Raw genomic sequence first — 25,815 nt, 5'->3', positions numbered from 1 at the left:
CCTTGTCTGCCGGCCTCACGTGGTTGGAAACGTAGTGATATCGAATTGACCTGACAAGCGCTAATACGGAATCCTCTTCTCCTCGTTCTGGCGTGCGTACGGTTTCAAAATCGTCCCCAAATAGAATCAATTGCTGTATGCTGCGGCCGTTTCGTGTCAGGCTCCATTCTTTCTTGAGGAAAATTCCTTCGGTGAGCCCGTTATTTTTTAGAAACTCACGATTTCCCTTTAGACCAAGTGTCTTCTCTGGGTTCAGGTGTATGCCGACGCAAATTCGCTTCTTGGTGCCGCCAGGGATGTGGCTGCTCAAGTCGTGTGCGAATGAGATTGGCGAGCCTTCGACGGCGTCGTTGAAGAATAGGTCGAGAGCGCGAAGGATATTCGACTTGCCCGCAGAGTTGAGGCCAAGTATTGGAGTTAGGTGTGAATCTGTTGTAAACCTTTGCCTGCGGACTGATCGAAAGTTCTCGATAAAGATTTCTTTGATCAGGTCGCCCATGTGATTCGCAGTTCCCGTCTTGAAATTTGAGGATTGAGGGGGTAAATCCAGGTGATCCTACAGCTTTGAGCTTTGAGCTATGAGCGTCCGGCGCCGCTCCGTAGTGCTTCTGCGATAAGGGCGTCGCACCGCGGGACTGATCCGCAGACGCACGACGGACGGCCCGGCGGTACACACCGCCGGGCCGTCGCGTCGCTGCGAGCAGAAGCCGGGATCTACAGACCGGGGCGCTTGCCGACCGTCAGGGTGACCTCGCCGGTGTGCGCGAAGAAGTCGTTGCCCTTGTCGTCGACGACGATGAACGCGGGGAAGTCCTCGACGTCGATCTTCCAGACCGCCTCCATGCCGAGCTCCTCGTACTCGATGACCTCGACGTGCTTGATGCAGTCGAGCGCCAGGCGCGCCGCGGGGCCGCCGATCGAGCCGAGGTAGAAGCCGCCGTGCGTGTCGCAGGCGTCGGTGACCTGCTTGGACCGGTTGCCCTTGGCCAGCATGACCATCGAGCCGCCGGCGGCCTGGAACTGCTCGACGTACGAGTCCATCCGGCCCGCGGTGGTCGGGCCGAACGAGCCCGATGCCATGCCCTCAGGGGTCTTCGCCGGTCCGGCGTAGTACACCGGGTGGTCCTTGAGGTACTGCGGCATCTCCTCACCGGCGTCGAGGCGCTCCTTGATCTTCGCGTGCGCGATGTCGCGCGCGACGACCAGCGGGCCGGTCAGCGAGAGCCGGGTCTTGACCGGGTGCTTCGACAGCTCGGCGAGGATCTCCGGCATCGGGCGGGTCAGGTCGATCTTGACGGCCGCGCCCTTGCCGGTGCCGGAGACGCCGTCGGTGTCGGCGTCCAGCTGCACGTCGGTGACCTCCGGCAGGAACTGTCCGGGGTTGAACTCGAGCTGCTCGAGGAAGACGCCCTCGGGGGTGATCTTCGCCTTCGCCTGGCGGTCGGCCGAGCAGGACACGGCGATCGCGACCGGCAGCGAGGCGCCGTGCCGGGGCAGGCGGACCACGCGGACGTCGTGGCAGAAGTACTTGCCGCCGAACTGCGCGCCGATGCCGATCTTCTGGGTCAGCTCGAAGACCCTCTTCTCGAGCTCCAGGTCGCGGAAGCCGCGGCCGGTCATGGCGCCCTCGGTGGGCAGCTCGTCGAGGTAGTGCGCCGAGGCGTACTTCGCGGTCTTGAGCGCGAACTCCGCCGACGTGCCGCCGACGACGATCGCGAGGTGGTACGGCGGGCAGGCCGCGGTGCCGAGCGAGCGGATCTTCTCCTCGAGGAACTGCATCATCGAGTCGGGGTTCAGGATGGCCTTGGTCTGCTGGTACAGGTACGACTTGTTCGCCGACCCGCCGCCCTTGGCCATGAACAGGAACTTGTAGGAGTTCTCGTGTCCCTTGGCGGTGTCCGCGTACAGCTCGATCTGCGCCGGCAGGTTGTTGCCGGTGTTCTTCTCGTCCCACATCGTCAGCGGCGCGTTCTGCGAGTACCGCAGGTTCAGCCGGGTGTACGCGTCGTACACGCCGCGGGCGAGGGACTCCTCGTCGTCTCCCTCGGTGAGCACCTGCTGGCCGCGCTTGCCCATCACGATCGCGGTGCCGGTGTCCTGGCACATCGGCAGCACGCCGGCGGCGGCGATGTTCGCGTTCTTGAGCAGGTCGAGCGCGACGAACTTGTCGTTGTTCGACGCCTCGGGGTCGTCGAGGATCTTCGCGACCTGCTTGAGGTGGTCGGTGCGCAGGTAGTGCGAGATGTCGTGCAGTGCGGTCTCGGTGAGCAACCGCAGGGCCTCGGGTTCGACCTTCAGGAAGGTTCGGCCGCCGGGTCCTTCGACGGTCGACACCCCCTCGGCGGTCAGCAGCCGGTATTCGGTGGGATCTTCACCGATCGGCAGCAGGTCCTCGTAGAGGAAGTCGGCCATCATCTCTCCTGTTCGCGGGCTGTGCGAGGTATATCCAGGCTTGTTCCCAGGCTAACGACGCCGCGGCGCCGGTCGACGGCGGGGCGTGGGCCGGCCGCCGAATATGCCCCGGGGGGTGTTATGACTCACAGTTGCGGCACCGCTTGCCGGTTACTCTGGATGAAGTGATCACCGCGACGGCCGACGCCCCGAAACTGCGTCCGATACATGCCTGGATCGACGTGGCCGTCGTCGTGGCCGTGCTCGTCGCCACCAATCTCATCGCCCACTTCACCACCCCCTGGGCGAGCATCGCGACCGTGCCGATCGCGGCGGTGGTCCTGGTCGTGCTGACCCGCCGGCGCGGTCTGGACTGGGCCGAACTGGGTCTGTCCCCGCGGCACTGGCGCAAGGGCAGTCTCTACGCGCTTGCCGCGGCGGGCACGGTCGTGGCGGTCGTCGCGATGGGCGTCGCGCTCCCGTTCACCCGGCAGTTCTTCCTGAACAACCGCTATGCCACGGTGTCCGGCGCGGTCCTCGCGTCGATGGTCGTGATCCCGTTGCAGACCGTCATCCCGGAGGAACTCGCCTTCCGCGGGGTGCTGCAGGGCACGCTCGGCCGGGTCTGGGGAGCGCGCGGCGTCTTCGCCGCGGGGTCGCTGCTGTTCGGCCTCTGGCACATCGCGTCGTCGCTGGGGCTGACCTCCGGCAACACCGGGCTCACCCACCTGCTGGGCGGCGGCCCCGCCGGTCAGATCCTCGGCATCCTCGGCGCGGTCGCGGCGACCGCGGCGGCGGGGTTCGTCTTCACGTGGCTGCGCAGTCGCAGCGGCAGTCTGCTCGCGCCGATCGCACTGCACTGGTCACTCAACGGCGTCGGCGCACTGGCGGCCGCGGTGGTGTGGCACCTGTCGGTGCGCTGAGCCTGCGGCAAATCACACGACGAACGTGCCGATGGTCGGGTTGTCCTGACAGATCGGGCTGCTGCCGAAGTTTATCGATCCGAACGCGGTGGCGACCACGTTTCCGGGGCCGGTGGTCACCAGGGCCGAGAGGTTCGGATACGTGCCCATCAGGTTGACGATCCCCGACTGTCCGGTGTTCGTGTTGACCCAGGCGACGGTCATCTGCCCGGCCGCGGGAATCGGTGGCAGCGCGGGATGGGACTCGAACAGGATCTGGCCGGGTCCGATCGGGGCCCCCGATTGGCCGGTCACCGCGGTCACCGAGGCGATGCTGCCCTGATTGGGACAGCCGATGGTGTAGGCGGGGCCGCCGAACGGATGCGGCGGATCGGCCGATGCCGGAGCAGCGAAGAGCGCCCCGACCGTGACCGCGGCGGCGACCGGCGCGGCGATCGTGAGGAACTTTCGGGCGAATCGTCGGGCAGTCATGGCAACTCCTGAGTGCCCATCGGGGATGTGAGTGTCCTAGATCACATTACCCTTCCGGGTGCTCCACCCACACCCCGTACGGCGGCGGGCCCTCGCTGCGGATCTGGATGTCGCTGCGTCCGGCGCCCATGGACTCGGGGTGTTTCGCGTGCATCCAGACGTAGCCGTGCATCGCGTGTTCCTCGGCGGTCGACGTGTTGACCACGACCAGGTCGCCATCGGGTCGCTGCTCGAGGGCGAAGCCGCAGTCGGACCCCGCCATGACCCACCACTTCTCCTTGCTCATGATGCTGTTCCCATCAGGAGGTGACTGTGGTTCCACAGGGGACGTTACGCCCGAAATCCGGCGAGGGGCACCCGCCGCGGGTCGGTCGATCGCGCCGGGGGTCCGCCTCACGATGTGATGAAAGTGGTTCGAGATGCCAGTGAGGCTGCTGTGAATATGCTGAACTCGGCCACGTCCCGGGCGGTCGTCGATCATCCCGGTCGCCGGCCCCGGTGATCCCGAGACCACAGGTCCACGAACAGCAAGGTGAGGTCGTCGTGCAGGTTTCCCGAAGAGATCTCTTCCGCTACGTCGCGGCCGGTTCCGCGGCCCTCGGTGTCGGCGGGGTGCTGGGGTCCGGCGCGCTCGCGCAGGCGGCGCCGCTGGGCACCCTTGTCGACTACGCGGCCGGGGTGCCGGATGCCGCGGCGATCAGGGCGGCCGGTCACATCGGCGCGATCCGTTATGTCTCCGATCGCCGCGCCGGCGCCGAGTGGATGGCGGGCAAGCCGATGCTCGCGGGCGAAGCCGACGCGTTGCGCGCGGCGGGACTGTCCGTCGTCTCCTGTTACCAATACGGCAAGGGTGCAACCGCAGACTGGCGCGGCGGCACCGAGGCGGGCAAGCGGCATGCGGAGCGCGGGTTGGCGCTGCACCGGGCGGCCGGCGGCCCGGACGACGCGCCGATCTACGCCTCGATCGACGACAACCCGACCCGCTGGCAGTTCGAGTCGCTGATCGCCGGGTACCTGCGCGGGTGGGAGTCGGTGGTCGGTTCGGAGCGAAGCGGCGTGTACGCCAACGCGCCGACGATCGACTGGGCCTCGGCTGCGGGCGTGGGACGGTACTTCTGGCAACACAACTGGGGCACGGCGCCCGGATACGTCCACCCGGCGGCCCATCTGCACCAGTTCGAGATCGATCAGCGCTCGATCGAGGGCATCGGCATCGACGTGAACCGCATCCTCGAGGCCGACTACGGGCAGTGGCGGTGACCCGGTAGGGCAACAGGACAGGCTCTGTGCAGGCGAAAGGCCCGGCGGCATCACCTGCCGCCGGGCCTTCCTGGACCTCTGTTCGGGTCTACTTTCCGCTGAGCTTCTCCACCGAACCCGTGAAGGTGTCGAACGCACCGAAGATGTCGGAGACGGCGCCGAAGAAGTCGGAGATGTCCGAGGATCCCATGTCTGTTTACTCCTGGTGTTGCGAGTGAATCGGGCCTGGCTGGTGGCCCGCACGATCCAGGCTACCGGCGGGTATAGCTCCTGCAAGGTATGGCGAATCGGACAAATAGGATTGTCTTATGTTTCCCCAGGTCGACCCTGTGGGGTGCGTCATAGCGCCTGTCGGGTGAGAGTAACTTCACTACCGAACGGCCCGTATCGACACCGGAATCCGGTGGGATCGGGGTTGTCGTCGACGCGAGGGAGTGCACATGTCCGCCACCGAGGATCCGTCGGCAGTGGGCGGGCGACCGGAGGGCCAGGAGGCCACGCCGGACGGCGCCGAGGCGGTCGCGCAGTTCCTGCGGGCCCTCGCGCGCGAGGACGTCGACGGCGCCATGCGACTGGTGGCACCGCAGATCGTGTACGAGAACGTCTCGCTGCCGACTCTGCGTGGACGTGACCGCGTGCGCCGCGTGTTCGGCGTGCTGGCCCGCACCCCGGCGGGGTTCGATGTGCGGATCCACCGGATCGCCCAGAACGGTTCCGCGGTGCTCACCGAGCGCACCGACGTCCTGTTCCTCGGTCCGTTCCGACTGCAGTTCTGGGTGTGCGGGGTGTTCGAGGTGTCGGACGGCCGGATCACGCTCTGGCGTGACTACTTCGACTGGTCGAACATGCTGCGCGCCACCGTGCGTGGCGCGGTGGGGGTACTGATCCCGCGGTTGCGTCCGCGTCTGTGACCGATTCCTGTCGAGATCTTGGTAATTCCGTGATTCGTCACTGTCGGACCGTGTCTGTTTTGTAATCTTCGGTGGATCCTGTGGCACAGCTCACCTCGTCCGGGGTGGGGACGCAGGACACCGCCATTGTGTGGTGCCTCGACGAGGCGCCGAGTCGGGGGCCGGTCGGAGTCGCGCAGGATCGCGGCGGGGCCGGTCGGCGGGCGAGTCGAAGATCGGAGCACGGGATCTCGTGTCGTCACACACAGCAGTTGGCAGATCGACCTCGGTCGGCAGATTGACCGCGTCGCTTCGGCGGTCGGCGATCGTCGCGGTGCTCACGTTCTCCGTCGCGGCTGTCTGCGCCGCGCCGGCGCTCGCGGCGCCGCTGGACGGCAGCAGCGGTAGCAGTTCGGGCAGTTCCTCGGGAAGTGCGGGCAGTTCCGGGAGTTCGGGCAGCGCGGGGTCGATCGCCCTGCCGATTCCCAGCCCGGCCGGTCTGGTCGCGCTGGCGGCGGCGGCCACCCAGACCGGCAAGCCCTACCAATGGGGCGGCACCGGCCCGAACTCCTGGGACTGCTCGGGGTTGGTCCAGTGGGCGTTCCGGCAGGCCGGCGTCAATCTGCCCCGCACCAGCCAGCAGCAGGCCCTGGTCGGCACGCCGGTGCCGCTGTGGGCGATGCAGCCCGGCGACATCATCACCTTCCGCACTTCCAACGACCACGTCGGGATCTATGCGGGGTTCGGCCAGGTGTTCAACGCCTACGACTACGGAGTGCCGATCGGACTGACCCCGCTGTCGGCAGAACCGCCGATCAACCAGATTCGGCGGTTCTGACCGACGGCATCGCCGGCGGGTACGGACGGGGAACGGTCGGTCAGCCGACGGTGGCCTTCTCCCGCTCCGGTGCGGACGCAGCCGTTTCGACCGGCTGCCGACGCGGGATCAGCAGGGTCAGCAGCAGCGAGATCACGGCCGCCCCGATGGAGATGAGGATCGACACGGTGAAGCCGTGCTGCGAGGGCAGCTCGAACGCACCGAGCGAGATCGTCATGTTCGCGAGCACGGTGCTGACCACCGCGGCGGACAGCGAGGTGCCGACCGCGCGCATCAGCGAGTTGAGGCCGTTGGCGGCGGCGGTCTCGGTGATCGGCACGGCGCCCATGATCAGCGCGGGCATGGCGGCATAGGCGATACCGATGCCGGCGCCGATGATCATCGTCGACACCATGATCTCCCACGGCGAATTCTGCAGGAACAGGCCGAACACATAGCCGAGCCCGATGATCACGGCACCGAGACCCAGGCTGGTGCGTGGACCACTGCGGGCGGAGATGCGGGCCGAGACCGGTGAGCAGAAGAACATGACCAGGCCGGACGGCGCCATGATCAGGCCCGCCTCGATCATCGACAGGCCCATGCCATAGCCGCTGGCCTTGGGGGCCATGAGGATCTGCGACGGGATCAGCGACATGCCGTACATGGCGAAGCCGACCGCGACCGACGACAGGTTCGTGAACAGCACCTGGCGGCGCGACGAGACCCGCAGGTCCACCAGCGGCGTGGACACGCGCAGTTCGTACCAGCCCCAGGCCAGGAAGATCACGACCGAGGCGATGACCAGGCCGACGGTCGGCCCGCTGGTCCAGCCCCAGTCGCCACCCTTGCTGATCGGCAGCAGCAGCGCCACCAGTGCCGCGCTCAGGCCGAAGGCGCCGACGTAGTCGAACTTGCCGGGCGTCTTCACGGGTGACTCGGGGATCACCGCGAGCAGCGCGAGGACGCAGATCAGGCCGAGGCCGGCCGAGACCCAGAACAGCACGTGCCAGTTGGACTTCTCGGCGATGATCGCCGCGACCGGCATGCCGATGGCACCACCGACGCCGAGCGTCGCGCTCATCACCGCCATCGCGGAACCGACCCGCTCGGCGGGCAGTTCGTCGCGCATGATGCTGATGCCCAGGGCGATCGCGCCCATCGCAAGGCCCTGGAACACGCGGCCGACCAGCACCACGATCAGCGACGAGGACACCGCGCAGAGCACGGATCCGATGGTCAGCAGCGCCATGCTGGCGACGAGGACGAGTCGCTTGCCGAACATGTCGCCGAGGCGGCCGGCGATCGGGGTGACGACCGCGCCCGCCAGCAGCGTCGCGGTGATCGCCCACGAGGCGTTCGATGCGGACGAGTGCAGGATGGTGGGCAGGACCGGCACCAACGGCACGATCAGGGTCTGCATGAGTGCGACCACGATGCCGCACAGACCCAGGACCGCGACGATCACGTTGGGTGTGCGTTGTGGGCGCAGGGCGGCAGGTGTCGTCATCGAACTCCTCTGTACGGCGCGGTACGAACGGGGCTCGGGGGAGTGGCGCGCGTCCGCCGGCAAGGCTGCCGACGGCGGCCGGATGCCGGGCGCGGAACTTTGTTGCCCCCCCTCAAGCATGTTTGTGCAGCGTACATATCATGTGCATGATGCACAAGTAAGCAGCTCGCCGACAGCTGGGTCGGGCACAATCGGATTCGGTGGGACGAGCGACCGCCGACGAGGCGCGACGGGGCATGATGGCAGACCCGTACGGGCAACGACGAGGCACGAGACGATGACGACGGAGACGGCACGGTGACGAAGAGCGTCGACGAGATGGTCGAGTTGGTGGCGGGCATCGAGTACGAGCTGACCCTGCTGTCGCGGCACTACATCAGGGCCCGGATGCATTCGCAGGACCAGCATCTGGACCGGTCCGCCTACGTCATCCTCGGCCGGCTCGAACTCGAGGGGCTGATGAGCCTCAAGGAGCTCGCGACGGCCCTGCGGTTGGACATCTCCACCGTCAACCGTCAGGTCGGCGCGCTGGTGCGGCACAAGCTCGTCGACCGGGTTCCCGACCCCGATGGTGGGTTGGCCCGCAAGATCCGTGCGACCGACGAGGGCCTGGCGGCGCTGCGTCTCGACCGTCGGGCGTCACGGGCGGGCATCGCCCGCGTGGTCGACGGCTGGAACCGCGCCGACCTCGATCGGCTGCGGGACGGGCTGTTGCAGTTCAACACGGGGATCGAGGCGCTCGAGGGCAACATCTGGCCACGGCCGGACGAGCCGCCGGTGCCGTGACGTAGAACACGTCACGGTGCTGTCACATCCCGGGCCGTCGCGGTGTCTTGAGGTCGTCAGACGACTTCGATGGACACGTGGAAGGGGTGGCGACGATGGTGACGGATGTGGTGGTGGTCGGCGCGGGATACGCCGGGGTGATGGCTGCCAACAGGCTGGTGTCGAAGGGCGACGGCCGGGTACGGGTGACGGTCGTCAACCCGCGCGCGGAGTTCGTCGAGCGGATCCGGCTGCACCAGCTGGCGGCCGGTACCGGTGACGCGGTGGCGCCATTGGCGTCGGTGCTGGATCCACGTGTGGGACTTCGCATCTCGGCGGTCACGCGGATCGTCGGGAACTCGGTGCTGCTGTCGGACGGCGGCGAGCTGGGATTCGACCGGCTGGTGTACGCGGTCGGCAGTCGATCCGCGGTCCGCGAGCAGGCGCACACGGTCGGGGACCTGGCCGGCGCGCAGCGGCTGCGACGACGCCTGCGGGAACTGGACGCCGGTGACCCTGTCACGGTGGTCGGCGCGGGCCTGACCGGGGTCGAGACGGCGGCCGAGATCGCGGAAACCCACCCGCACCTGGCCGTGCGGTTGCTGTCGGCCGGGCCGATCGGCGGCGGGCTGCCCGAGCGGGGCCGGCGCCGGGTCACGGCGCGACTGCAGCGACTCGGTGTCGAGGTCCGCACCGGCGTGCGGGCCGAACGGGTGGGGTCCGACTCGGTCGACCTCGACGACGGGACCGCGCTGCCCAGCGCCTGCACGGTCTGGGCGGGGGCATTCGAGGTGCCCGACCTGGCGCGCACGAGCGGACTGCCGGTGGACGCGGCCGGCCGGCTGCGCACGGACGAATCGTTGGTGTGCGTGGAGCGACCGGACATCGTCGGGGTGGGCGACGCGGTCGCCCCGCCGCGGCGGGTGGCGGCGCATCTGCGTATGAGCTGTCAGGCGGCGATTCCGCTTGGTGCGACCGGAGCCGACACGGTGCTCGCGCAGATCGACGGGCGGGCGCCGGAACCGCTGTCGATAGGCATGGTGCTGCAGTGCATCAGCCTCGGCCGCCGCGGCGGGTACGTGCAGACCGTGCGGGCCGACGACAGCGCGCGCCGCTGGGCCGTGCGGGGCCGCCTGGGTGCGAGCGTCAAGGAGCAGATCTGTCGCGGCACGCTGCGGTACATCCGCGACGGTGACTATCGCTGGGCCGGCGGGCCCCGGGCGGGACTCGACGAAACCGACACCGGCGCAAGGGTTCCTTCGTGACCGGGCCGGCGGAGGTGTTCGCCGAGTACCGGTCCATGCTGTTCACCATCGCCTACGAGATCCTCGGCAGCGCCGTCGACGCGGAGGACGCGGTCCAGGACAGCTACCTTCGGTGGAACGCGGTCCGGGCGGACGAGGTCGAGAACCCGCGCAGCTACCTGGCTCGGATCGTCACCCGCGTGGCACTGAACCAGCTCAGGTCGAGCGCGCGGCGCCGCGAGGAGTACGTCGGCAGCTGGCTGCCCGAACCGATCCGCGTCGACGCGGATGCGGCCTCCGATGTCGTTCTCGCCGAATCGATCTCGATGGCGATGCTGCTGGTGCTCGAGACCCTCGGCCCGGACGAGCGTGCGGTCTTCGTGCTCCGGGAGGTGTTCGGGTTCGAGTATCGGGAGATCGCCCGGTGCGTCGGCCGGACCGAGGCGTCGGCGCGGCAGGTGGCGCACCGCGCCCGGGAGCACGTCCAGGCGCGTCGGCGGCGCTTCGACCCGGATCCCGTGCTGGCGCAACAGGTCGCGGAGGCCTTCCTCGCGGCGACCCTCGGCGGCGACGTGCAGGCGCTGATGGACCTGCTCGCCCCCGACGTCGTCGAGATCTCGGACGGCGGCGGCAAGGTCAGCGCGGCGCGCCGGCCCGTGGTCGGCCGGGAGCGGGTGGCCCGGTACCTGTCCGGTCTGGTGCGCATAGGGGTGCCGCAGATGCGCCTGGAACCCATGGCCTGCAACGCGATGCCCGCGGTCGCGATCTATTCGGGCGACCGGCTGGATTGCGTGCTGCTCGTCGAGGTGGCGGACGCGCTGGTGTCGGGCGTGTACATCGTGCGCAATCCCGACAAGCTCGCCGCATTCGCGCGGTCACGGGAGACCGCACGCTGAGCGCGCGACGAAAGCGGCTCCGCGGGAAGATCCCGCGGAGCCGCTGACGATGGTGGGGTACCAGGCGCTACTTGACGACGCCGATCCCGACGGTCGGCAGGATCGAGCAGGTGACCGGCGCCTGGCCGTCGGTGCCCTTGCTGGTGATCGAGCCGTAGACGGTCGAGATGATGCGACCGGAGCCGGTGTTGACGACGGTGGACAGTGTGGTCGGGCCGTCCTTGTTGATCCCGGCCTCGTTGGTGAGCGCCTGGATTCCCGACGCGTGGGTGTCCAGGTTGACCCAGGACACGTTCAGTGGCTGCGCGGGGTTGGGTTGAGCGCCCGAGGTGCCCAGCGCGGTGAAGACGTAGCCGGCCTGGTGCGGTCCGGGGCCGGGCTTCGGCGCGGCCTGCGGTCCGCCGGTCATCAGCGCGGTGCCGACCGCGTCCGAGGTGCCGCCGATGCAGTTCTTGCCGATGGTCGGGAACAGGAACTGCTGGATCACCGGCGCGTGCGGGTCGGTGGGCTGCGGGATCTTCGGCCCGCCGCCGCCGCTGCCGTCGAGGAACGTGATGACCTGGCCGAGCTTGTCCTTGATGTCCTTCGGCAGGTTCGAGTTGTCCAGCAGGTTCTTCGCCTGGCCGAGGATCTGCGAGTTCGGCGCCCCACTCGGGTCGGAGGTGTCGGCGGCGGCGCCGATGATCGCCGGCGCGAAGGCCTGCAGCAGGGTGAGCTGCTCGGGGCTCGGCGCGGCGGGGGCGGCCGGGGGCGGCGTGTGCGGCTGATCGGCCGACGCGACAGCGGGGGCGACGAGGGCGGCCGCACTTGCGATCGCTACAGCCGCGACGGTCCTTTTCGTTCCTCGAATGCGGAGCACCGTTGTGTCCATCCTTGTCGGTCGGTTCTGTCGGTGAAGCTGATGGTGGCGTACGGCCTGCAAGCTACTAGATCGTCCCGTCCTGTCGCCAACCTGCTGACATCATCTGCCGTCGAGGCCTGTCCACAGCCGACCCTAGTGCGTGGCCGAAGTGGCCGATATGCACAGTGATGCAATTGTTACTGGAGTGAACTGGTGGAATTCGGGACGAACCGGATGATCCGGGCGTGGCCGGGGATGGTGGCGCCGACGCCGATGGTCGCCGGATCCGCCCGCCCGCTATCGTCTACGAGGCAATTCGGGCGCGTCCCGGTACCCAATCCGATCGGGAGTGCACCAGGCCGTGTCTGAGAATGCGCGAGGGGCGATGCCGCCGTCCCGCTCGACGGCGGCGCCGACCGTCCCGGTCCGCGTCGCGCGCTGGGTGCAGGCCCACGCGCTGTGGCTGCTCGCGCTGTCGATGCTGATCCGGCTGGTCTGGACGCTGTTCGGCCCCAACGGGCACAACCTCGTCGACCTGCACGTGTACGTCGACGGCTCGGCAGTGCTGCGGTCGGGGCACCTCTACGACTTCACGTTCTCGCGGTACACGCCGGATTTCCCGTTGCCGTTCACATATCCGCCGTTCGCCGCCATCGTCTTCTTCCCGCTGCACTATCTGCCGTTCGAGCTGGTCGGGGTGTGCTGGCAGATCCTCACCGTGGCGGCGCTGTACGGGGTCGTCCGGATCAGCTTCGAGCTGCTGCTCGGCAAGCAGGTCGCGGCGGAGCAGCGCTGGCGTACCGCGGCGGCGCTGTGGACCGTGCTGGGCATGTGGCTGGAACCGGTCCGCACGACGCTCGACTACGGGCAGGTCAACGTCTTCCTGGTGCTCGGCGTGATGGTGGCGGTCCGCAGCACCCGCTGGTGGCTGGCCGGCGGACTGGTCGGGTTCGTGGCGGGGATCAAACTGACGCCCGCGGTGACCGGTCTGTACTTCCTGGCCCGCCGGCGCTGGAAGGAGGCGGTCTTCTCCGGAGTCGCGTTCCTGGCGACGATCGGCATCAGCTACCTGGTGATGGGCCACGAGGCGCACCGGTACTTCACCAAGCTGCTCGGCGACCCGAACCGGATCGGCCCGGTCGGGTCGGTGATCAACCAGTCCATGCGTGGGGCGCTGAGCCGGATCGTCGGCCACGACGTCGGCTCCGGTCCCCTCTGGCTCGGCGGCATGGCCGTCACGGTGGTGCTGTGCCTGCTCGCCTGGCGCGCCCTCGGCAGGGACGACCGGCTCGGCACCCTGGTGATCGTCCAGCTGTTCGGCCTGCTGGCCTCACCGATCTCCTGGACCCACCACTGGGTGTGGGTGGTGCCGATGCTGATCTGGATGCTGCACGGTCCGATGCGGCAGTTGCTGGGTACCAAGATCCTGGCCGGCGCCTGGCTGGTGGCCATGCTGGTGGGCGTCGCGTGGGTACTCAGCTTCTTCCAGCCGACCATCTGGGAGATCTCCCGGCACTGGGTGCTGGCGTGGCTGGGCACGGTGAACGTGGTCGGCGCGCTCGCGCTGCTGGCGTGGGTCGCCTACGCGGGACGGAGGGGCAGGGCGCTGCCGTCCGGCGCGGTGTCCGACACCCACGTCGGCGCCTCCGCTCCGGTGCCACTGGCGCCCGCCCCGCACGAGGCGGTGCCAGTCGAGCACGAGGCGGTGTCAGCCGAGCGCGATGCGGTCGATCGCGTGTGCCAGGCCGACGTCGAACGGTGAGATCCCGCCCATCGCGTGGGTGGTGAGCGAGAAGGTGACCGTGCGCCAGCGGATGTCGATGTCGGGGTGATGATTCCGGGCCTCGGCCTCCACGGCGACCCGGTCGACCAGGTCGATCGCGGCGGGAAATGTCTCCGCCTTGATGATGCGGACCAGGGTGTCACCGTCACGGTTCCACTCCGGCAGGTCCGCCAGTTCCGCGTCTATCTCGGTGTCCGTCAACAGCTTGGCCATGCCTCGATCGTTCCACCGGCGGCGCGGCCCCACCAGGGGGTGGGCGGCGGGCGTCAAAGGGCGGTGGGCGGCGGGCGTCACAGCGTCGTGCGGCGGGCGCTACCGTCTGGCGCGTGACGGGACAGGAAGTGGTGGCCGCGGCGATGGTGCGCGACGGGAGGCTGCTGCTCGCCCGGCGGTCGCACCCGGCCGAACTCGCCGGCCTGTGGGAGTTGCCGGGCGGCAAGGTCGAGCCGGGGGAGACGCCGGCGCAGGCGCTGCGCCGTGAACTGCACGAGGAACTGCGGGTGCAGGCGCAGGTGGGGCCGCGGATCGGGGTGGATGTCCCGCTGCCGGGAGGCAAGGTGCTGCGGGCGTACCGGGCCGAGCTGATCGCCGGTGAGCCGGTGCCGTTGGTGCACACGGCAATCCGCTGGGTCGACGCCGACGGACTGCTGGCGGCCGAGCTGGTGGACAACGACCGGGCCTGGCTGCCGGACCTGCTGGCCCTGCTCGCGTGAGCTCAGGCGGCGCGCGCCTTCTTGAGGGCCTTGACCAGCTTCTTGTCGCTCGGATCGTGCGTGGCCGCCTTCTGCATCCGGTGCACGACGACCGGGCAGCGCAGGCAGCGGGGACTGGACTTGCAGCACTTCTTCTTCGGGGTCAGGCCCGCGACCTTGCGGGCCTTGCGTGCCTTCTTGTCCCGTGACTTCGCGGTGGCCGACTTGCCGCCCGACTTGTGCTTGCCCACGGTCCCGGCTCCCCTCGGCTCGTCGGTGTCCGGCGGGTGCCGCGTGCGTGCGCCGACGCCGGTCAGCCAAGGTTAACGTGCCCTGCCGCAGTCGAGAGGCCGTAAGGGCGGGTAGTCTAGTCAAGGCTGTGAGGCGGGGCGGAGTTTTGACGTGTTCGGCTCGCGCGGCCATCGAATCCGGTCTATCACCAGGCCGGCCGCATTCGAGCACACCACATCGAGCACAACCAGGAGAACGCCCCGCGTGAGCACCACCTCATTCCGTAATGTCGCCATCGTCGCCCACGTCGACCACGGCAAGACGACCCTCGTCGACGCCATGCTGCGGCAGTCGGGCGCGTTCGCCGAACGCGAGGAGGTGGTGGATCGGGTGATGGACTCCGGTGACCTCGAGCGCGAAAAGGGCATCACGATCCTCGCGAAGAACACTGCGGTGCACCGCCACCACCAGGACGGCACGGTCACCGTCATCAACGTGATCGACACCCCCGGCCACGCCGACTTCGGCGGCGAGGTCGAGCGCGGCCTGTCCATGGTCGACGGCGTCGTGCTGCTGGTCGATGCGTCCGAGGGGCCGCTGCCGCAGACCCGCTTCGTGCTCCGCAAGGCGCTGTCCGCCTGCCTGCCGGTCATCCTGGTCGTCAACAAGACCGACCGTCCGGACGCCCGGATCGCCGAGGTCGTCGAGGAGAGCCACGACCTGCTGCTGGACCTGGCCTCCGATCTCGACGACCACGCCGCCGAGGCCGCCGAGCTGGCACTCGACCTGCCGGTGCTGTATGCCTCGGGCCGCGAGGGCAAGGCGTCGAAGGAGCGCCCGGAGAACGGGCACGCCCCCGACGCCGAGAACCTCGATGCGCTGTTCGAGGTGCTGATGGACTGTGTCCCGGCCCCGAAGGGCGACGTGGAGGCGCCGCTGCAGGCGCACGTGACCAACCTCGACGCGTCCGACTTCCTCGGCCGGCTGGCGCTGGTCCGCGTGCACAACGGTCGCCTGCGCAAGGGCCAGACCGTCACGTGGATGCACGGCGAGGGCGTGAAGAACGTCAAGATCACCGAGCTGCTGCAGACCGTCGGCGTGCACCGTCAGCCCGGTGAGGAGGCGGTCGCCGGCGACATCGTCGCGGTCGCGGGCATCCCCGACATCATGATCGGCGACACCCTCGCCGACACCGAGAACCCGGTCGCGCTGCCGACCATCACCGTCGACGAGCCGGCCATCTCGGTGACCGTCGGCACCAACACCTCGCCGCTGGTCGGCCGCGTCCAGGGGCACAAGCTCACCGCCCGGATGGTCAAGACCCGGCTGGACTCCGAGCTGATCGGCAACGTGTCGCTGCGCGTGCTCGACATCGGCCGCCCCGACGCGTGGGAGGTGCAGGGCCGTGGCGAACTGGCGCTGGCGATCCTCGTCGAGCAGATGCGCCGCGAGGGCTTCGAGCTGACCGTCGGCAAGCCGCAGGTGGTCACCAAGCAGGTCGACGGCAAGGTCCATGAGCCGTACGAGGAGCTGACCATCGACTGCCCCGACGAGCACCTCGGTGGGATCACCCAGCTGCTCGCGGCCCGCAAGGGCAAGATGGTGCAGATGTCCAACCATGCGGCGGGCTGGGTGCGCATGGAGTTCATCGTGCCCTCGCGCGGCCTGATCGGCTTCCGCACCGACTTCCTCACCGAGACCCGCGGCACCGGCATCGCCAACGCGGTCTTCCACGGCTACGCCCCGTGGGCCGGCGAGATCCGCGCCCGGCACACCGGTTCGCTGGTCTCGGACCGTCAGGGCACCGTGACCCCGTTCGCGATGATCCAGCTCGCGGACCGCGGCACGTTCTTCGTCGAGCCGGGCGCCGACAGCTACGAGGGCCACGTCGTCGGCATCAACCCGCGCGCCGAGGACCTCGACATCAACGTCACCCGCGAGAAGAAGCTGACCAACATGCGCAGCGCGACCGCCGACGTGATGGAGACCCTCGCCAAGCCGATCACGCTGAGCCTCGAGGAGGCCATGGAGTTCTGCGCGGCCGACGAGTGCGTCGAGGTCACGCCGGAGATCGTGCGCGTGCGCAAGCTGCACCTGTCGTCGACGGAACGGGCCCGCGAGCGCTCCCGCGCGAAGTCCCGCGACAAGGCCGCCGGATAGTGACGCGCCCAGCACCCGGGCGTCCTGCCCGCACTCGAGCGAGTCGTAGGGACACCCGGGTGCTGCGTGCCGGGCTGATTGTGGCGGGCGTGCTCGCGCTCGCCGCGTGCACGGCGAACCCGCCGCCGCCGATCCAGAGCACCGACATCCCGGTCACGACGACGCCGACCCGCACCAAGACGACGGTGACGGTGGCGATCGACAGCGTCGGCCGCGGATTCAACCCGCACCTGCTGGCGGATTTGTCGCCGACGAACACCGCGGTGGCCTCGCTGGTGCTGCCCAGCCCGTTCCGGCCCGTCGCGGTCGCGGACCACCCGGGCCAGGTGCGCTGGGAGCCGGACCCCACCGTGCTGGTGTCCGCAGGGGTGACCTCGCAGAGCCCGTTCACCGTCACCTACCAGTTGCGCACCGACGCACAGTGGTCCGACGGCGCACCGATCGCGGTGGAGGACTTCCGGTACCTCTGGCAGCAGATGATCAGCCAGCCCGGCGTGGTCAATCCGGCCGGCTATGCCCAGATCAGCGACGTCAAGGCGTCCGGCGAGGGCGGCAAGACCGTGTCGGTGGTGTTCCGGCAGCCGTATCCGGCGTGGCCGGAACTGTTCACCGACCTGCTGCCGTCGCACCTGGTCAAGGACTCGCCCGGCGGGTTCAACACCGGGCTCAAGGACACGATCTCGGTGTCCGGCTCCCGGTTCCAGATCAAGTCGGTGGACCGCGGACGCGACGAGATCCTGCTCGAACGCAACGACCGGTTCTGGGGCTCACGGGTCGACCCAGACCAGATCCTGCTGCGCCGCGGCGGGACCGCCGCTCAGGTCGCCGACTCGCTCCGTACCGATGACGCGCAGGTCGCGCAGGTGCACGGCGGCGAGGCCACCGAGGAGCAACTGGCCGCGATCCCCGGGGTGCACGCGATCCGGCAGTTCCAGCCGCGGCTGCTGTCGCTGACGCTGAACACCCGCACCCCGGCGCTCAACGACATCAACGTGCGCCGCGGGCTGATGGGTCTGCTCGACGCAGGCAGGCTGGCGACCATCGGCGCCGGCAGCGTCAGCGGATCCGCCCCGGACCGGGCCCAGACGCTGGCGCCCTCCGATCCGGGCTACGCGCCGACCGCACCGCCGCCGATCTCTCACGGGCAGGCCCTGGCCGACCTCGCGACGTCCGGGTACACCGAGGTCGACGGCAAGCTGCTCAAGGACGGCAAGCCGCTGAAGCTGGTCATCGGCGTCCCGGCGGGCGACGACACCGCCGGTGCGGTGGCCTCGAGCGCGGCCGACATGCTGCGCGGTGCCGGCATCGACGCGACCGTCGCCCCAACCGATCCCGAGCAGCTCTACGGCCTGCAACTGAACTCCGGCGCGGTCGGCGCGATCGTCGGCTGGTCGCAGGTCGGCGGGGACCCGGCGACCTCGCTGGAGTCCCGGTTCGGGTGCTTCGCGGCCAACGCGGCACGTCCGCCGGGCCTGGTGACCGCCACGGCCCAGCCCACCGCGACCCCCAACGCCCCCACCCCGACCACAGGGGCGCCGACACCGACGGTCACGGACGCGCCGAGCGAGCCGCTGCCGCCGCCGAGCGGTCTGATGCCGCCGAGCAACCTGTCCGGCGCGTGCGATCCCGCGGTGCAGCCGGACATCGACGCCGCGCTGCAGGGACAGCGCCCGATCGGAGAGGTGCTCCCGGCGGTCGAACCGGCGCTGTGGAACCTGGCGGCGGTGCTGCCGATCCTGCAGGACACCACCGTCGCGGCCTCGGGGCCGACGGTCGCGGGAGTGTCGCTGGACGCGCCGGTCGCCGCCGGGGTGTTCGCGGACGCCAGCGGCTGGACGCGGACGCCGCGATGAGCCGCCGCCTGCTGCTCGTCCACGCGCACCCGGACGACGAGACCATCACCACCGGCGGCACCATCGCCCGCTACCTGGCGGAGGGCGTCGAGGTCACGGTCCTGACCTGCACCCTCGGCGAGGAGGGCGAGGTGATCGGTGAGCGCTGGTCGCAGCTGGTCACGGGGCAGGCCGACCAGCTCGGCGGCTACCGCATCGCCGAGCTGAAGGCCGCGCTCGGCGAGCTGTCCGGCGGCGCGCTCGCTCCCCGGTTCCTGTGCGGGGCCGGGCATTGGCGGGACTCGGGGATGGCCGGCACGCCGTCGGCCGAACACCCGCGTGCGTTCGTGCGGGCCGACCGGGACGAGGCGGTCGGTGCGGTCGTCCAGGTGATCCGCGACCTGCGACCGCACGTCGTCGTCACCTACGACCCGGTCGGCGGCTACGGGCACCCCGACCACATCCAGGTGCACCGGATCACGACCGCCGCGGTCGAGGCGGCGGGCACCGACCGGTTCCCCGACCGCGGCGCGCCGTGGGAGCCGGCGAAGCTGTACTGGACGGTCACCGAGGACGATGCCCTCGCCGCGGGTCTCGCGGATCTCGGCGACAGGCCGGACGCCTGGCGGATGCCGCACCCGGGCGAGCTGCCGGCGGTGCCGGCCGCCGAAGTCACCACCGAGATCGACATCCGCGGCGTGCTGGGTGAGAAGCGAGCCGCGCTCGCGGCGCACGCCACCCAGGTGCTCGTGTCCCCCGACGGCCGCTCCTACACGCTGTCGAACCTGATCGCGCAGCCGGTCCTCGACCGCGAGCACTTCGTGCTGGTGCGGGGGCGCCACGGTGAACGGGGCCCGGACGGGCGCGAACACGATCTGTTCGCGGGCGTGCGGGCCTGACGGTCCGCTGCGCCGCCGAGCGACTAATGTGGTCTCCATCACACGGTGAACGATGCGGAGGCTGTTGATGAACTGGTCGGTGCAGAACGCGATCGTGGCGTTCGTGAACTCGATGAAGCCCGACTGGCCGTCCCAGCACGAGGCCTACATGAACGCGCTGTACGGATTCGTGCACATGCAGAGCGAGATGCTCACCAACCTGGGATACCCGCCGGTGCCGTGATCGGGTGCCGGGACCACTCGTGCCGGACGCCCCGGTTTCCGTGAAGGCGGGCCGATGCCGGAAAATCGACGCATGAGTGTGAGCAGCGAAGCGGACCCCGGGCGTCTTCCGTCGATTCTCGACCGCGTCATCATGGGGCTGCTCATCGTCGACGGCGTGATCTTGGCGGTGCTCGCGGTGCTGTTCCTGCCGCTGCACGTGGGGTCCGTTCCGATGCCGGTGTCCGCGCTGGTCGCCGGCGTGCTGAACGTGCTGATCATCCTCGAGGCCTGCCGTCTCTCGGACCGGACGTGGGTGCGTGCGCTGCCGCTGATCGCCTGGACCGCGGCCTTCGCGGTGTGCACCTTCGGCGGGCCGGGCGGCGACGTGCTGTTGCCCAGCAACTGGACCACACCGCTGCTGCTGGTGCTCGGAGTTGTGCCGGCGTTGGTCGTGCTGGTGCGCAACTCGGTGAACCTCGCGGTCGCGCGGGGGGCCGCCGGCGCCCGCTGACCCCGGCATCCGCTGCGCAGCCCCGATCAGGCGCGCTGCTCCGGGAGTATCGCCGCGCCGTAGGTGTCGACGGCCAGCAGCGCGATCTCCAGTTTCAGCCGGCGCGTCCCGAGGTCGCGTCCGAGCAGGTCGCGCGCCTGCTCGAGGCGGTAGCGGACGGTGTTCTTGTGCAGTCCCAGCGCCGCAGCGGTGGCACCGGTCCGGCCGCCGCACGCCAGGTGGGTTCGCACCGTCTCACGCAGTCGCGCCGCGGTCGGGTCCGCGGCGGCCAGTCCGGCGAGTTCGCGGGCGACCAGGGCTCGCAGGGCATCGCGGTCGCCGGAGACCAGGCACGCGACCTCGACGTCGTCGTGGTGCACGACCGCGGGAGCGGCGGGCATGTCGGTCGCGATGCGCCGGGCCGCGACGGCCTCCCGGTGGCTGCGCACGAAGCCGGCCGGTCCCCGCCCGGTCGTGCCGACCGCTACCCGCAGCCCCGTCGGCGGGGACACGGTGAGATGCGCCGCGGCGTGCCCCGGCGCCCCGGTCGGTGCCGCGGCCCAGGCCCACACCTCCCGGGCGCCCGCGGACACCGTCAGCATCTGCCGGGCTCCGAGGTCGTCCGCGCACGCCCGGGCGAAGCGGTCCAGCCGGGTCGGCACGTCCGCCGCGGGCTCGGTGTCCCCGGTCCAGACCACCAGCGCGGTGTGCGGGCCGCGCAGGGGGTGGTCGAGCAGTCGGGAGGCCTCGTCGACCGGTATCGCGGCGCCGGTCAGCAGGGCGCGCACCGTCTCCTCGCGGCGGGCCTGCACGCCGCGCGCCCGCTCCTCGCGCTCCTGTGCGTAGGTGGAGACCACCAGATCGGTGGTGAACTCGAGCCAGCGCACCGCCGTCGACCAGACCCGCACCAGAAGTAGGCGTTTGGTCTCCGCGTCGACGTCGAGTTCGCCGACGGCTTCGTCGACGAAGTGCAGTACCGACTGCCGGGCGGTCCCGTAGATCCGCAGCAGCACCCGCAGGTCCAGTCCCCGGCGCGCGACGGTGCGTGCGAGGGCGGCGGCCTCGGGAGGGGGAGTGATCTGGTCGGAGCCGCGCGCGACCGCGGCGATGATCACCTGCAACTGGGCGCGGGTGCTGGCGTCGACGTCCCGGCGCAGCTCGGCATCGGCGGCGACCTCGGGTGTCTGGGCGGCGATCTCGTCGTCGACGAGGGCGACGAAGTGCTCGATGATCGCGGGCTGCAGGTAGTGCGGCGCGAGGCCGGCCATCAGCTCGGTCAGGGTCCCGTCGGCAGGATTGTGCATCAGGCACAAATAGTAGCGGTGACTTCGGTTGTTCGGGCCTGTCGGCGGCGCTCGGATTGGGACAGGATCACAGCACTCGTCAACGTCAGCACCAGAAGTGGAGTCCCCGATGAGCAAGCCCCTCGACGGCCGGGTCGTCGCGATCACCGGCGGTGCCCGCGGCATCGGTCACACCACGGCGCGACGGCTCGTCGCGCTCGGCGCCAGCGTCGCGATCGGCGACATCGACGACGACGCGCTCGAGGCGGCGGCCGCGGAGTTGGGAACCTCGGCCCACCACCGCGTCGATGTCACCGATCCGGCGTCGTTCGCCGCGTTCCTCGACCACGTCGAGGCGACGGTCGGGCCGCTCGACGTGCTGATCAACAATGCGGGGATCATGCCGGTCGGCCGGATCGTCGACGAGGACGACGCGGTCACCAAGCGGATCCTCGACATCGACGTGTTCGGCGTGATCATCGGTACCAAGCTGGCCCTGCAACGGATGGTGCCGCGCGGCCGCGGCCACGTCGTCAACATCGCGTCGCTGGCCGGCGAGCTGCCGATGCCCGGCCTGTCCACCTACTGCGGCGCCAAGCACGCCGTGCTCGGCTTCAGCGATGCGGTCCGCAAGGAGGTGCGCGGCACCGGGGTGCACGTCTCGTCGGTGTTGCCGAACCTGACGAACACCCAGTTGGCGTCGGGCACGACGGGGATGCGCGGCTTCCGCCAAGTGCAGCCCGAGGAGGTCGCCGACGCGATCGCCGGCCTGCTCACCCGGCCTCGACCGCGGGTGCGCCTCACCCGGGTCGCGGGCCTGCTCGTGCAGGCGCAGGGCTTCGTCCCGGGCCCGCTGTGGGAGGCGGTCAGCCGGCTGTTCGGCGTCGAGTCGCAGTTCATCAGCGGCTACGACACCGCCGCGCGCGCCGCCTACGAGGACCGCGTGCGGGCCTGCTGACCGCTCCTCGCCCGGTTCAGCCCTTCTTCGCCGGCGGCGCGTTGAGCAGCCGGATGAACTGCGGCGCGTTGGCCAGCGCCGAGCCGATGCCGCCGACCGCGGTGCCGGCGAGCGACGCGGTGGTGCCCACCAGCAGTGCGCCGCCGACGCAGCCGGCCAGCGGGCCCGCGCCGAAGAGCAGGGCCGCGGGTGCCGAGACCACGCCGGCCGCGGTCGCGCCCAGCAGGCATCCGCCGACCAAACCGGTTGCGGCGCCGAGGAACCCGCCGACCGATGCGGTCAGCCCGATGGCATCCCGGACCCCGCCGACCGCCGCGGGTAGGTCCACCTGGTGCAGGCGGGCGGACAGCGGGGAGGGGGTGCGCGACGCGGCCAGCGTCGCCTGGCGGCCGTCGACGTGCGCCGCGACGGGGTAGAGGTTGCCCGCGTGCTCGAGCGCCAGCGGCACCGCTTCGACGATCGTGCCGCGATCGTCGCGCACGACCAGCCGGCCGGATTCGACGGCCAGCGAACCGGACTCGGTGCGCACCGTGACGTGCTGCCCGGTGCGGGTTACCGACCAGCCGACCCCGTCGGCGGTGTGGGTGGCAGCCGGCGCGGAGGCCGTGGCGGGGGAGGCGGCCGGCGGCGCCGCCTGGGCGAGGCCGGTGCCCGCGCCGACGGTGGCGATCACCAGCGCCGACGTGACGGCGTACTTCCTGATCTGCATGGGATGTTCTCGCTTCTGTGGACCCGGAACGGCTCGGGGAGCCGAGGTGTCACACAGCCTGCCGCCGCGGGGGCGGGAACACACCCGTTGTGATCGCCGAGATTCGATCGGCCCGAGCGGAATTCGGTCCGGCACGATCGGGCCGGGTGGGATCGGGGGCGGGGGTCAGTCGCCGTCGACCTGTGCGTCGCAGCGCGGGCAGACGGTGGGCGGGCGTTCGGGCAGGAACAGCCCGCACTCCGGGCAGACCCGGTCGAGCCAGCAGACGGGGTCGCCGCCGAGATCGGACTCGTCGACGGTCGGTTCGGCGGTCCCGGCGTCGCCGCCCGAGTTGCGGGCTGGGGTGGTCATCGTCGACTCCGTTCCGACAACAGTGCGGCCGGCGAGATCCCCGCCAGTGCACGGACCTCACGGCCCAGATGGGACTGATCGGCGTAGCCCGCCTGCGCCGCGGCCCGTGCGAGTGGTTGTCGGGAGCCCTCGGCCGAGGCCAGGAAACGGTGCAGCCGGGCCACCCGGTGGATGGTCTTCGGCGACAGTCCCGTCGCCTGCTCGACAAGGCGCCGGAAGTGCCGGGGCGACCAGGAGAGTTCCGTTGCGACCGAACCGATCCGGTCACGCGTGGGGTGCGTCAGTGCCGCCACGGCGCGGCGCGCCCGCTCGTCGACGGGGTGGGAGGCCCACCGGCGGCGCAGCACCTCGCCGACCGCGGCGGGACCGAGTGGAATGCGTTCGATCAACTCGCGCGCCGTGCGGGAGCCGAAGAGATCCTCGAGGCCGGCGTCGGTGTCGGTCAGATCCGCCGCGCACCCGGTGACGGCCTCGATGGCGGCGGTACGCAGCCGCAACCCGTAGACGACCTCACCGGCAGTGAGCCGGGGTAGGTCGGCGCGGGTGGGTGGGCCGACGAACCAGGAACGCCCGCGGTCGGTGACGATGATGTCGGCGCAGTTGTCCGGCAGGATCCGCGGCGTCGTCCTCGTCGCGGTGGTCGGCGGGGTCGCGGTGGCCGCCGCGCCGGGGACGTTCCGGTGCACCCACCAGCACGCGAACAGGTCCGGCCGCTCGTCGACCGGGACCTCGCAGTAGCCGCCGATGTGGCCGTTTTCTTCCAGACTCGCGGCCGCGACCTCCGTAGCGTGCTCGGCATGGGAACAGAGCGCATGCAACCGCGGGTCGACGTCCTCACGCTCGGCGTCCGCGACCTGGACCGGTCCCGCCGCTTCTACGTCGACGGGCTGGGCTGGGAACCGGTCCTCGACGTGCCCGGCGAGGTGATCTTCGTGCAGATCGGGCACGGACTGCTCCTCTCGCTGTGGGGCGTCGACGACCTCTCGGCCGAGGCGGGCGGTGTCGGGCACGGGCCGACGGCCGCGCCGATGTCGCTGGGACACATTGTCCCCGACGAGCAGTCGGTCGGCCAGGTGATCGACCGGGCGGTCGCCGCCGGCGCCACCGCGATCACCTCCGCCACGAGGCGGGACTGGGGCGGGGTGTCGGGGTACTTCGCCGACCCGGATGGGTTCCGCTGGGAGGTCGCGTACAACCCCGGCTTCTCCGTCGCCGCCGACGGGACCGTGCGGATCGCCGCCGTCGACGGCTGACACCGCTCGTACCATCGGGGTGTGCATGCGGGCTCGGTGGTCGAGGCGACGGTGACCGTCGTACCCTCGGCGACCGTCGAGCAGTTGCTGCGGCCGCATCGGCGAGGCGCCGGTGACCCCGCCTTCCGCCGCGGCGACGACGGCGCGCTGTGGCGCACCACCCGGCCCGAATCCGGACCGGCCACCTGCCGGCTTGCCCAGCGCGGCGACCGGGTGCACTGCGAGGCCTGGGGTGCCGGTGCGGCCGAGGCGGTCGACGGACTGGCCGCGCTGCTCGGCGCGCACGACCGGGTCGACGGGTTCGCGCCGCAGCATCCGGTGCTCGCCGACGCGCACCGCCGCTGCCCCGGGCTGCGGATCGGCCGCACCGACCGGGTCCTCGAGGCGCTGGTCCCGGCGATCCTGGAGCAGCGCGTCCACTCGGTCGCCGCCTTCGCGTCCTGGCGGCGGTTGCTCAGCCGGTTCGGCGAGCCCGCTCCCGGCCCGGCCCCCGCCGGCATGCGGGTGCCGCCGTCGGCCGAGATCTGGCGGGCGGTGCCGTCCTGGGAGTTCCACCGCGCAAACGTCGACCCGCGCCGGGCCCGCGCCATCGTGGGCTGCGCCCAGCGTGCCGCGCGGTTGGAGGCGACCACACGGTTGCGGCCCGACGAGGCGCAGCGCCGCCTGTGCAGCCTGTCCGGCGTGGGGCAGTGGACCGCCGCCGAGGTCGCGCAGCGGGCGTTCGGCGACGCCGACGCGCTGTCGGTGGGCGACCTGCACCTGGCGCCGATGATCGGCTGGACGCTGCTGGGTCGTCCGCTCGACGACGCCGGGATGCTCGAATACCTCGAACCGCTGCAACCGCACCGCTACCGCGCCGTGCGGCTGCTCGAGGTCAGCGGGGCGGCCCGGCTGCCGCGATTCGGCCCGCGCACCCCGGTGACCGACCACCGCGGCCATTGAACCTGCCCCGGACACTGCCG

General features: G+C 70.4%; 27 protein-coding genes and 2 pseudogenes. 17 read left to right on the top strand and 12 right to left on the bottom strand.

All coding sequences use genetic code 11. The features are described 5' to 3' along the window. Positions 1-169: 169 nt before the first annotated feature. Both G4X40_RS22990 and G4X40_RS21875 read right to left on the bottom strand, forming a co-directional pair. A pseudogene (locus G4X40_RS22990) lies at positions 170-499 on the bottom strand (AAA family ATPase); the annotation flags it as partial. Between the two features lie 215 nt (positions 500-714). Then, positions 715-2,412, bottom strand: coding sequence for a fumarate hydratase (locus G4X40_RS21875; protein WP_277835771.1), 1,698 nt, complete (start codon positions 2,410-2,412; stop codon positions 715-717). Between the two features lie 164 nt (positions 2,413-2,576). On the opposite strand from G4X40_RS21875, the gene G4X40_RS21870 reads away from it, so the two are divergent. Further along, the gene (locus tag G4X40_RS21870; RefSeq protein ID WP_277835745.1) at positions 2,577-3,314 is read left to right on the top strand and encodes a CPBP family intramembrane glutamic endopeptidase; all 738 of its coding nucleotides are present in this window, start codon (positions 2,577-2,579) and stop codon (positions 3,312-3,314) included. Between the two features lie 12 nt (positions 3,315-3,326). Here the strand turns inward: G4X40_RS21870 and G4X40_RS21865 are convergent, their stop codons facing one another. Continuing rightward, complete coding sequence (locus tag G4X40_RS21865; protein WP_277835744.1) at positions 3,327-3,785, bottom strand: hypothetical protein; 459 nt, start codon at positions 3,783-3,785, stop codon at positions 3,327-3,329. 46 nt (positions 3,786-3,831) lie between these two features. Then, positions 3,832-4,071 carry a maltose regulon activator MalT gene (locus G4X40_RS21860; RefSeq protein ID WP_277835743.1) on the bottom strand — a complete coding sequence of 80 codons (240 nt, stop codon included), beginning with the start codon at positions 4,069-4,071 and terminating at the stop codon, positions 3,832-3,834. Positions 4,072-4,328: 257 nt separating this feature from the next. Here G4X40_RS21860 and G4X40_RS21855 point away from each other — a divergent pair, with 257 nt between their 5' ends. From G4X40_RS21855 to G4X40_RS21845, 3 genes are all read left to right on the top strand, one after another. Further along, positions 4,329-5,045, top strand: coding sequence for a DUF1906 domain-containing protein (locus G4X40_RS21855; protein ID WP_277835742.1), 717 nt, complete (start codon positions 4,329-4,331; stop codon positions 5,043-5,045). A gap of 440 nt (positions 5,046-5,485) precedes the next feature. Then, positions 5,486-5,956, top strand: coding sequence for a limonene-1,2-epoxide hydrolase family protein (locus G4X40_RS21850; protein WP_277835741.1), 471 nt, complete (start codon positions 5,486-5,488; stop codon positions 5,954-5,956). Between the two features lie 277 nt (positions 5,957-6,233). Continuing rightward, positions 6,234-6,773 (top strand): NlpC/P60 family protein, encoded by a 540-nt coding sequence (locus G4X40_RS21845; protein WP_277835740.1) that lies wholly within the window; start codon positions 6,234-6,236, stop codon positions 6,771-6,773. A 40-nt stretch (positions 6,774-6,813) separates the two neighbouring features. On the opposite strand, the gene G4X40_RS21840 is transcribed toward G4X40_RS21845, so the two are convergent. Then, complete coding sequence (locus tag G4X40_RS21840; protein ID WP_277835739.1) at positions 6,814-8,262, bottom strand: MFS transporter; 1,449 nt, start codon at positions 8,260-8,262, stop codon at positions 6,814-6,816. 318 nt (positions 8,263-8,580) lie between these two features. Between G4X40_RS21840 and G4X40_RS21835 the strand changes: the two genes are divergently transcribed. From G4X40_RS21835 to G4X40_RS21825, 3 genes are all read left to right on the top strand, one after another. Then, entirely contained in the window at positions 8,581-9,048 is a 468-nt protein-coding gene (locus G4X40_RS21835; protein ID WP_277835770.1) for a MarR family winged helix-turn-helix transcriptional regulator, read from the top strand. 95 nt (positions 9,049-9,143) lie between these two features. Continuing rightward, on the top strand, positions 9,144-10,292 hold the full coding sequence (locus tag G4X40_RS21830; RefSeq protein ID WP_277835738.1) for an NAD(P)/FAD-dependent oxidoreductase: 1,149 nt from the start codon (positions 9,144-9,146) through the stop codon (positions 10,290-10,292). Beyond that, the gene (locus G4X40_RS21825; RefSeq protein WP_277835737.1) at positions 10,289-11,167 is read left to right on the top strand and encodes an RNA polymerase sigma-70 factor; all 879 of its coding nucleotides are present in this window, start codon (positions 10,289-10,291) and stop codon (positions 11,165-11,167) included. The genes G4X40_RS21830 and G4X40_RS21825 overlap by 4 nt, the downstream gene beginning before the upstream one ends. Before the next feature lie 67 nt (positions 11,168-11,234). On the opposite strand, the gene G4X40_RS21820 is transcribed toward G4X40_RS21825, so the two are convergent. Next, positions 11,235-12,026: an Rv1157c family protein gene (locus tag G4X40_RS21820; protein ID WP_277835736.1), complete on the bottom strand. Its 792-nt coding sequence runs from the start codon at positions 12,024-12,026 to the stop codon at positions 11,235-11,237. A 367-nt stretch (positions 12,027-12,393) separates the two neighbouring features. Between G4X40_RS21820 and G4X40_RS21815 the strand changes: the two are divergent. Beyond that, positions 12,394-13,609 (top strand): annotated as a pseudogene (locus G4X40_RS21815) (mannosyltransferase); the annotation flags it as partial. Positions 13,610-13,716: 107 nt separating this feature from the next. On the opposite strand, the gene G4X40_RS21810 reads toward G4X40_RS21815, so the two are convergent. Beyond that, positions 13,717-14,004, bottom strand: a complete 288-nt coding sequence (locus tag G4X40_RS21810) for a 4a-hydroxytetrahydrobiopterin dehydratase (protein ID WP_277835735.1) — start codon at positions 14,002-14,004, stop codon at positions 13,717-13,719. Positions 14,005-14,147: 143 nt separating this feature from the next. On the opposite strand from G4X40_RS21810, the gene G4X40_RS21805 reads away from it, so the two are divergent. Beyond that, a complete protein-coding gene (locus tag G4X40_RS21805) occupies positions 14,148-14,504 on the top strand; it encodes a (deoxy)nucleoside triphosphate pyrophosphohydrolase (RefSeq protein ID WP_277835768.1) in 357 nt (118 codons plus the stop codon). 2 nt (positions 14,505-14,506) lie between these two features. On the opposite strand, the gene G4X40_RS21800 is transcribed toward G4X40_RS21805, so the two are convergent. After that, complete coding sequence (locus G4X40_RS21800) at positions 14,507-14,734, bottom strand: hypothetical protein (protein ID WP_277835774.1); 228 nt, start codon at positions 14,732-14,734, stop codon at positions 14,507-14,509. Between the two features lie 244 nt (positions 14,735-14,978). Here G4X40_RS21800 and typA point away from each other — a divergent pair, with 244 nt between their 5' ends. From typA to G4X40_RS21775, 5 genes are all read left to right on the top strand, one after another. Beyond that, positions 14,979-16,874: a translational GTPase TypA gene (typA, locus tag G4X40_RS21795; RefSeq protein WP_277835734.1), complete on the top strand. Its 1,896-nt coding sequence runs from the start codon at positions 14,979-14,981 to the stop codon at positions 16,872-16,874. A gap of 59 nt (positions 16,875-16,933) precedes the next feature. Next, positions 16,934-18,727, top strand: a complete 1,794-nt coding sequence (locus G4X40_RS21790; RefSeq protein ID WP_408642273.1) for an ABC transporter family substrate-binding protein — start codon at positions 16,934-16,936, stop codon at positions 18,725-18,727. Beyond that, positions 18,724-19,605: an N-acetyl-1-D-myo-inositol-2-amino-2-deoxy-alpha-D-glucopyranoside deacetylase gene (gene mshB, locus G4X40_RS21785; RefSeq protein WP_277835733.1), complete on the top strand. Its 882-nt coding sequence runs from the start codon at positions 18,724-18,726 to the stop codon at positions 19,603-19,605. The genes G4X40_RS21790 and mshB overlap by 4 nt, the downstream gene beginning before the upstream one ends. A 52-nt stretch (positions 19,606-19,657) precedes the next feature. Further along, on the top strand, positions 19,658-19,828 hold the full coding sequence (locus G4X40_RS21780) for a hypothetical protein (RefSeq protein WP_277835773.1): 171 nt from the start codon (positions 19,658-19,660) through the stop codon (positions 19,826-19,828). Positions 19,829-19,900: 72 nt separating this feature from the next. Beyond that, a complete protein-coding gene (locus G4X40_RS21775; protein WP_277835732.1) occupies positions 19,901-20,320 on the top strand; it encodes a hypothetical protein in 420 nt (139 codons plus the stop codon). A gap of 26 nt (positions 20,321-20,346) precedes the next feature. On the opposite strand, the gene G4X40_RS21770 is transcribed toward G4X40_RS21775, so the two are convergent. Further along, positions 20,347-21,603 carry a PucR family transcriptional regulator gene (locus G4X40_RS21770; protein ID WP_277835731.1) on the bottom strand — a complete coding sequence of 419 codons (1,257 nt, stop codon included), beginning with the start codon at positions 21,601-21,603 and terminating at the stop codon, positions 20,347-20,349. 109 nt (positions 21,604-21,712) lie between these two features. On the opposite strand from G4X40_RS21770, the gene G4X40_RS21765 reads away from it, so the two are divergent. Beyond that, positions 21,713-22,540 carry an SDR family oxidoreductase gene (locus G4X40_RS21765; RefSeq protein ID WP_277835730.1) on the top strand — a complete coding sequence of 276 codons (828 nt, stop codon included), beginning with the start codon at positions 21,713-21,715 and terminating at the stop codon, positions 22,538-22,540. 16 nt (positions 22,541-22,556) lie between these two features. Here G4X40_RS21765 and G4X40_RS21760 read toward each other — a convergent pair whose 3' ends face one another. The 3 genes from G4X40_RS21760 to G4X40_RS21750 form a co-directional block, all read right to left on the bottom strand. Continuing rightward, complete coding sequence (locus G4X40_RS21760) at positions 22,557-23,249, bottom strand: hypothetical protein (RefSeq protein ID WP_277835729.1); 693 nt, start codon at positions 23,247-23,249, stop codon at positions 22,557-22,559. Positions 23,250-23,414: 165 nt separating this feature from the next. Continuing rightward, on the bottom strand, positions 23,415-23,600 hold the full coding sequence (locus G4X40_RS21755; RefSeq protein WP_277835728.1) for a hypothetical protein: 186 nt from the start codon (positions 23,598-23,600) through the stop codon (positions 23,415-23,417). Continuing rightward, on the bottom strand, positions 23,597-24,418 hold the full coding sequence (locus G4X40_RS21750) for a helix-turn-helix domain-containing protein (RefSeq protein WP_277835727.1): 822 nt from the start codon (positions 24,416-24,418) through the stop codon (positions 23,597-23,599). Before G4X40_RS21750 ends, G4X40_RS21755 begins: the two co-directional genes overlap by 4 nt. Between G4X40_RS21750 and G4X40_RS21745 the strand changes: the two genes are divergently transcribed. Then, complete coding sequence (locus G4X40_RS21745; protein ID WP_277835726.1) at positions 24,398-24,853, top strand: VOC family protein; 456 nt, start codon at positions 24,398-24,400, stop codon at positions 24,851-24,853. The genes G4X40_RS21750 and G4X40_RS21745 overlap by 21 nt on opposite strands. Positions 24,854-24,889: 36 nt before the next feature. Continuing rightward, on the top strand, positions 24,890-25,795 hold the full coding sequence (locus tag G4X40_RS21740) for a DNA-3-methyladenine glycosylase family protein (protein WP_277835766.1): 906 nt from the start codon (positions 24,890-24,892) through the stop codon (positions 25,793-25,795). Positions 25,796-25,815: the final 20 nt, after the last annotated feature.

The sequence above is a fragment of the Speluncibacter jeojiensis genome, assembly GCF_029589495.1.
GTDB lineage: Bacteria > Actinomycetota > Actinomycetes > Mycobacteriales > Mycobacteriaceae > Speluncibacter > Speluncibacter jeojiensis.
This window is presented reverse-complemented; position numbering and strand designations above follow the sequence as displayed.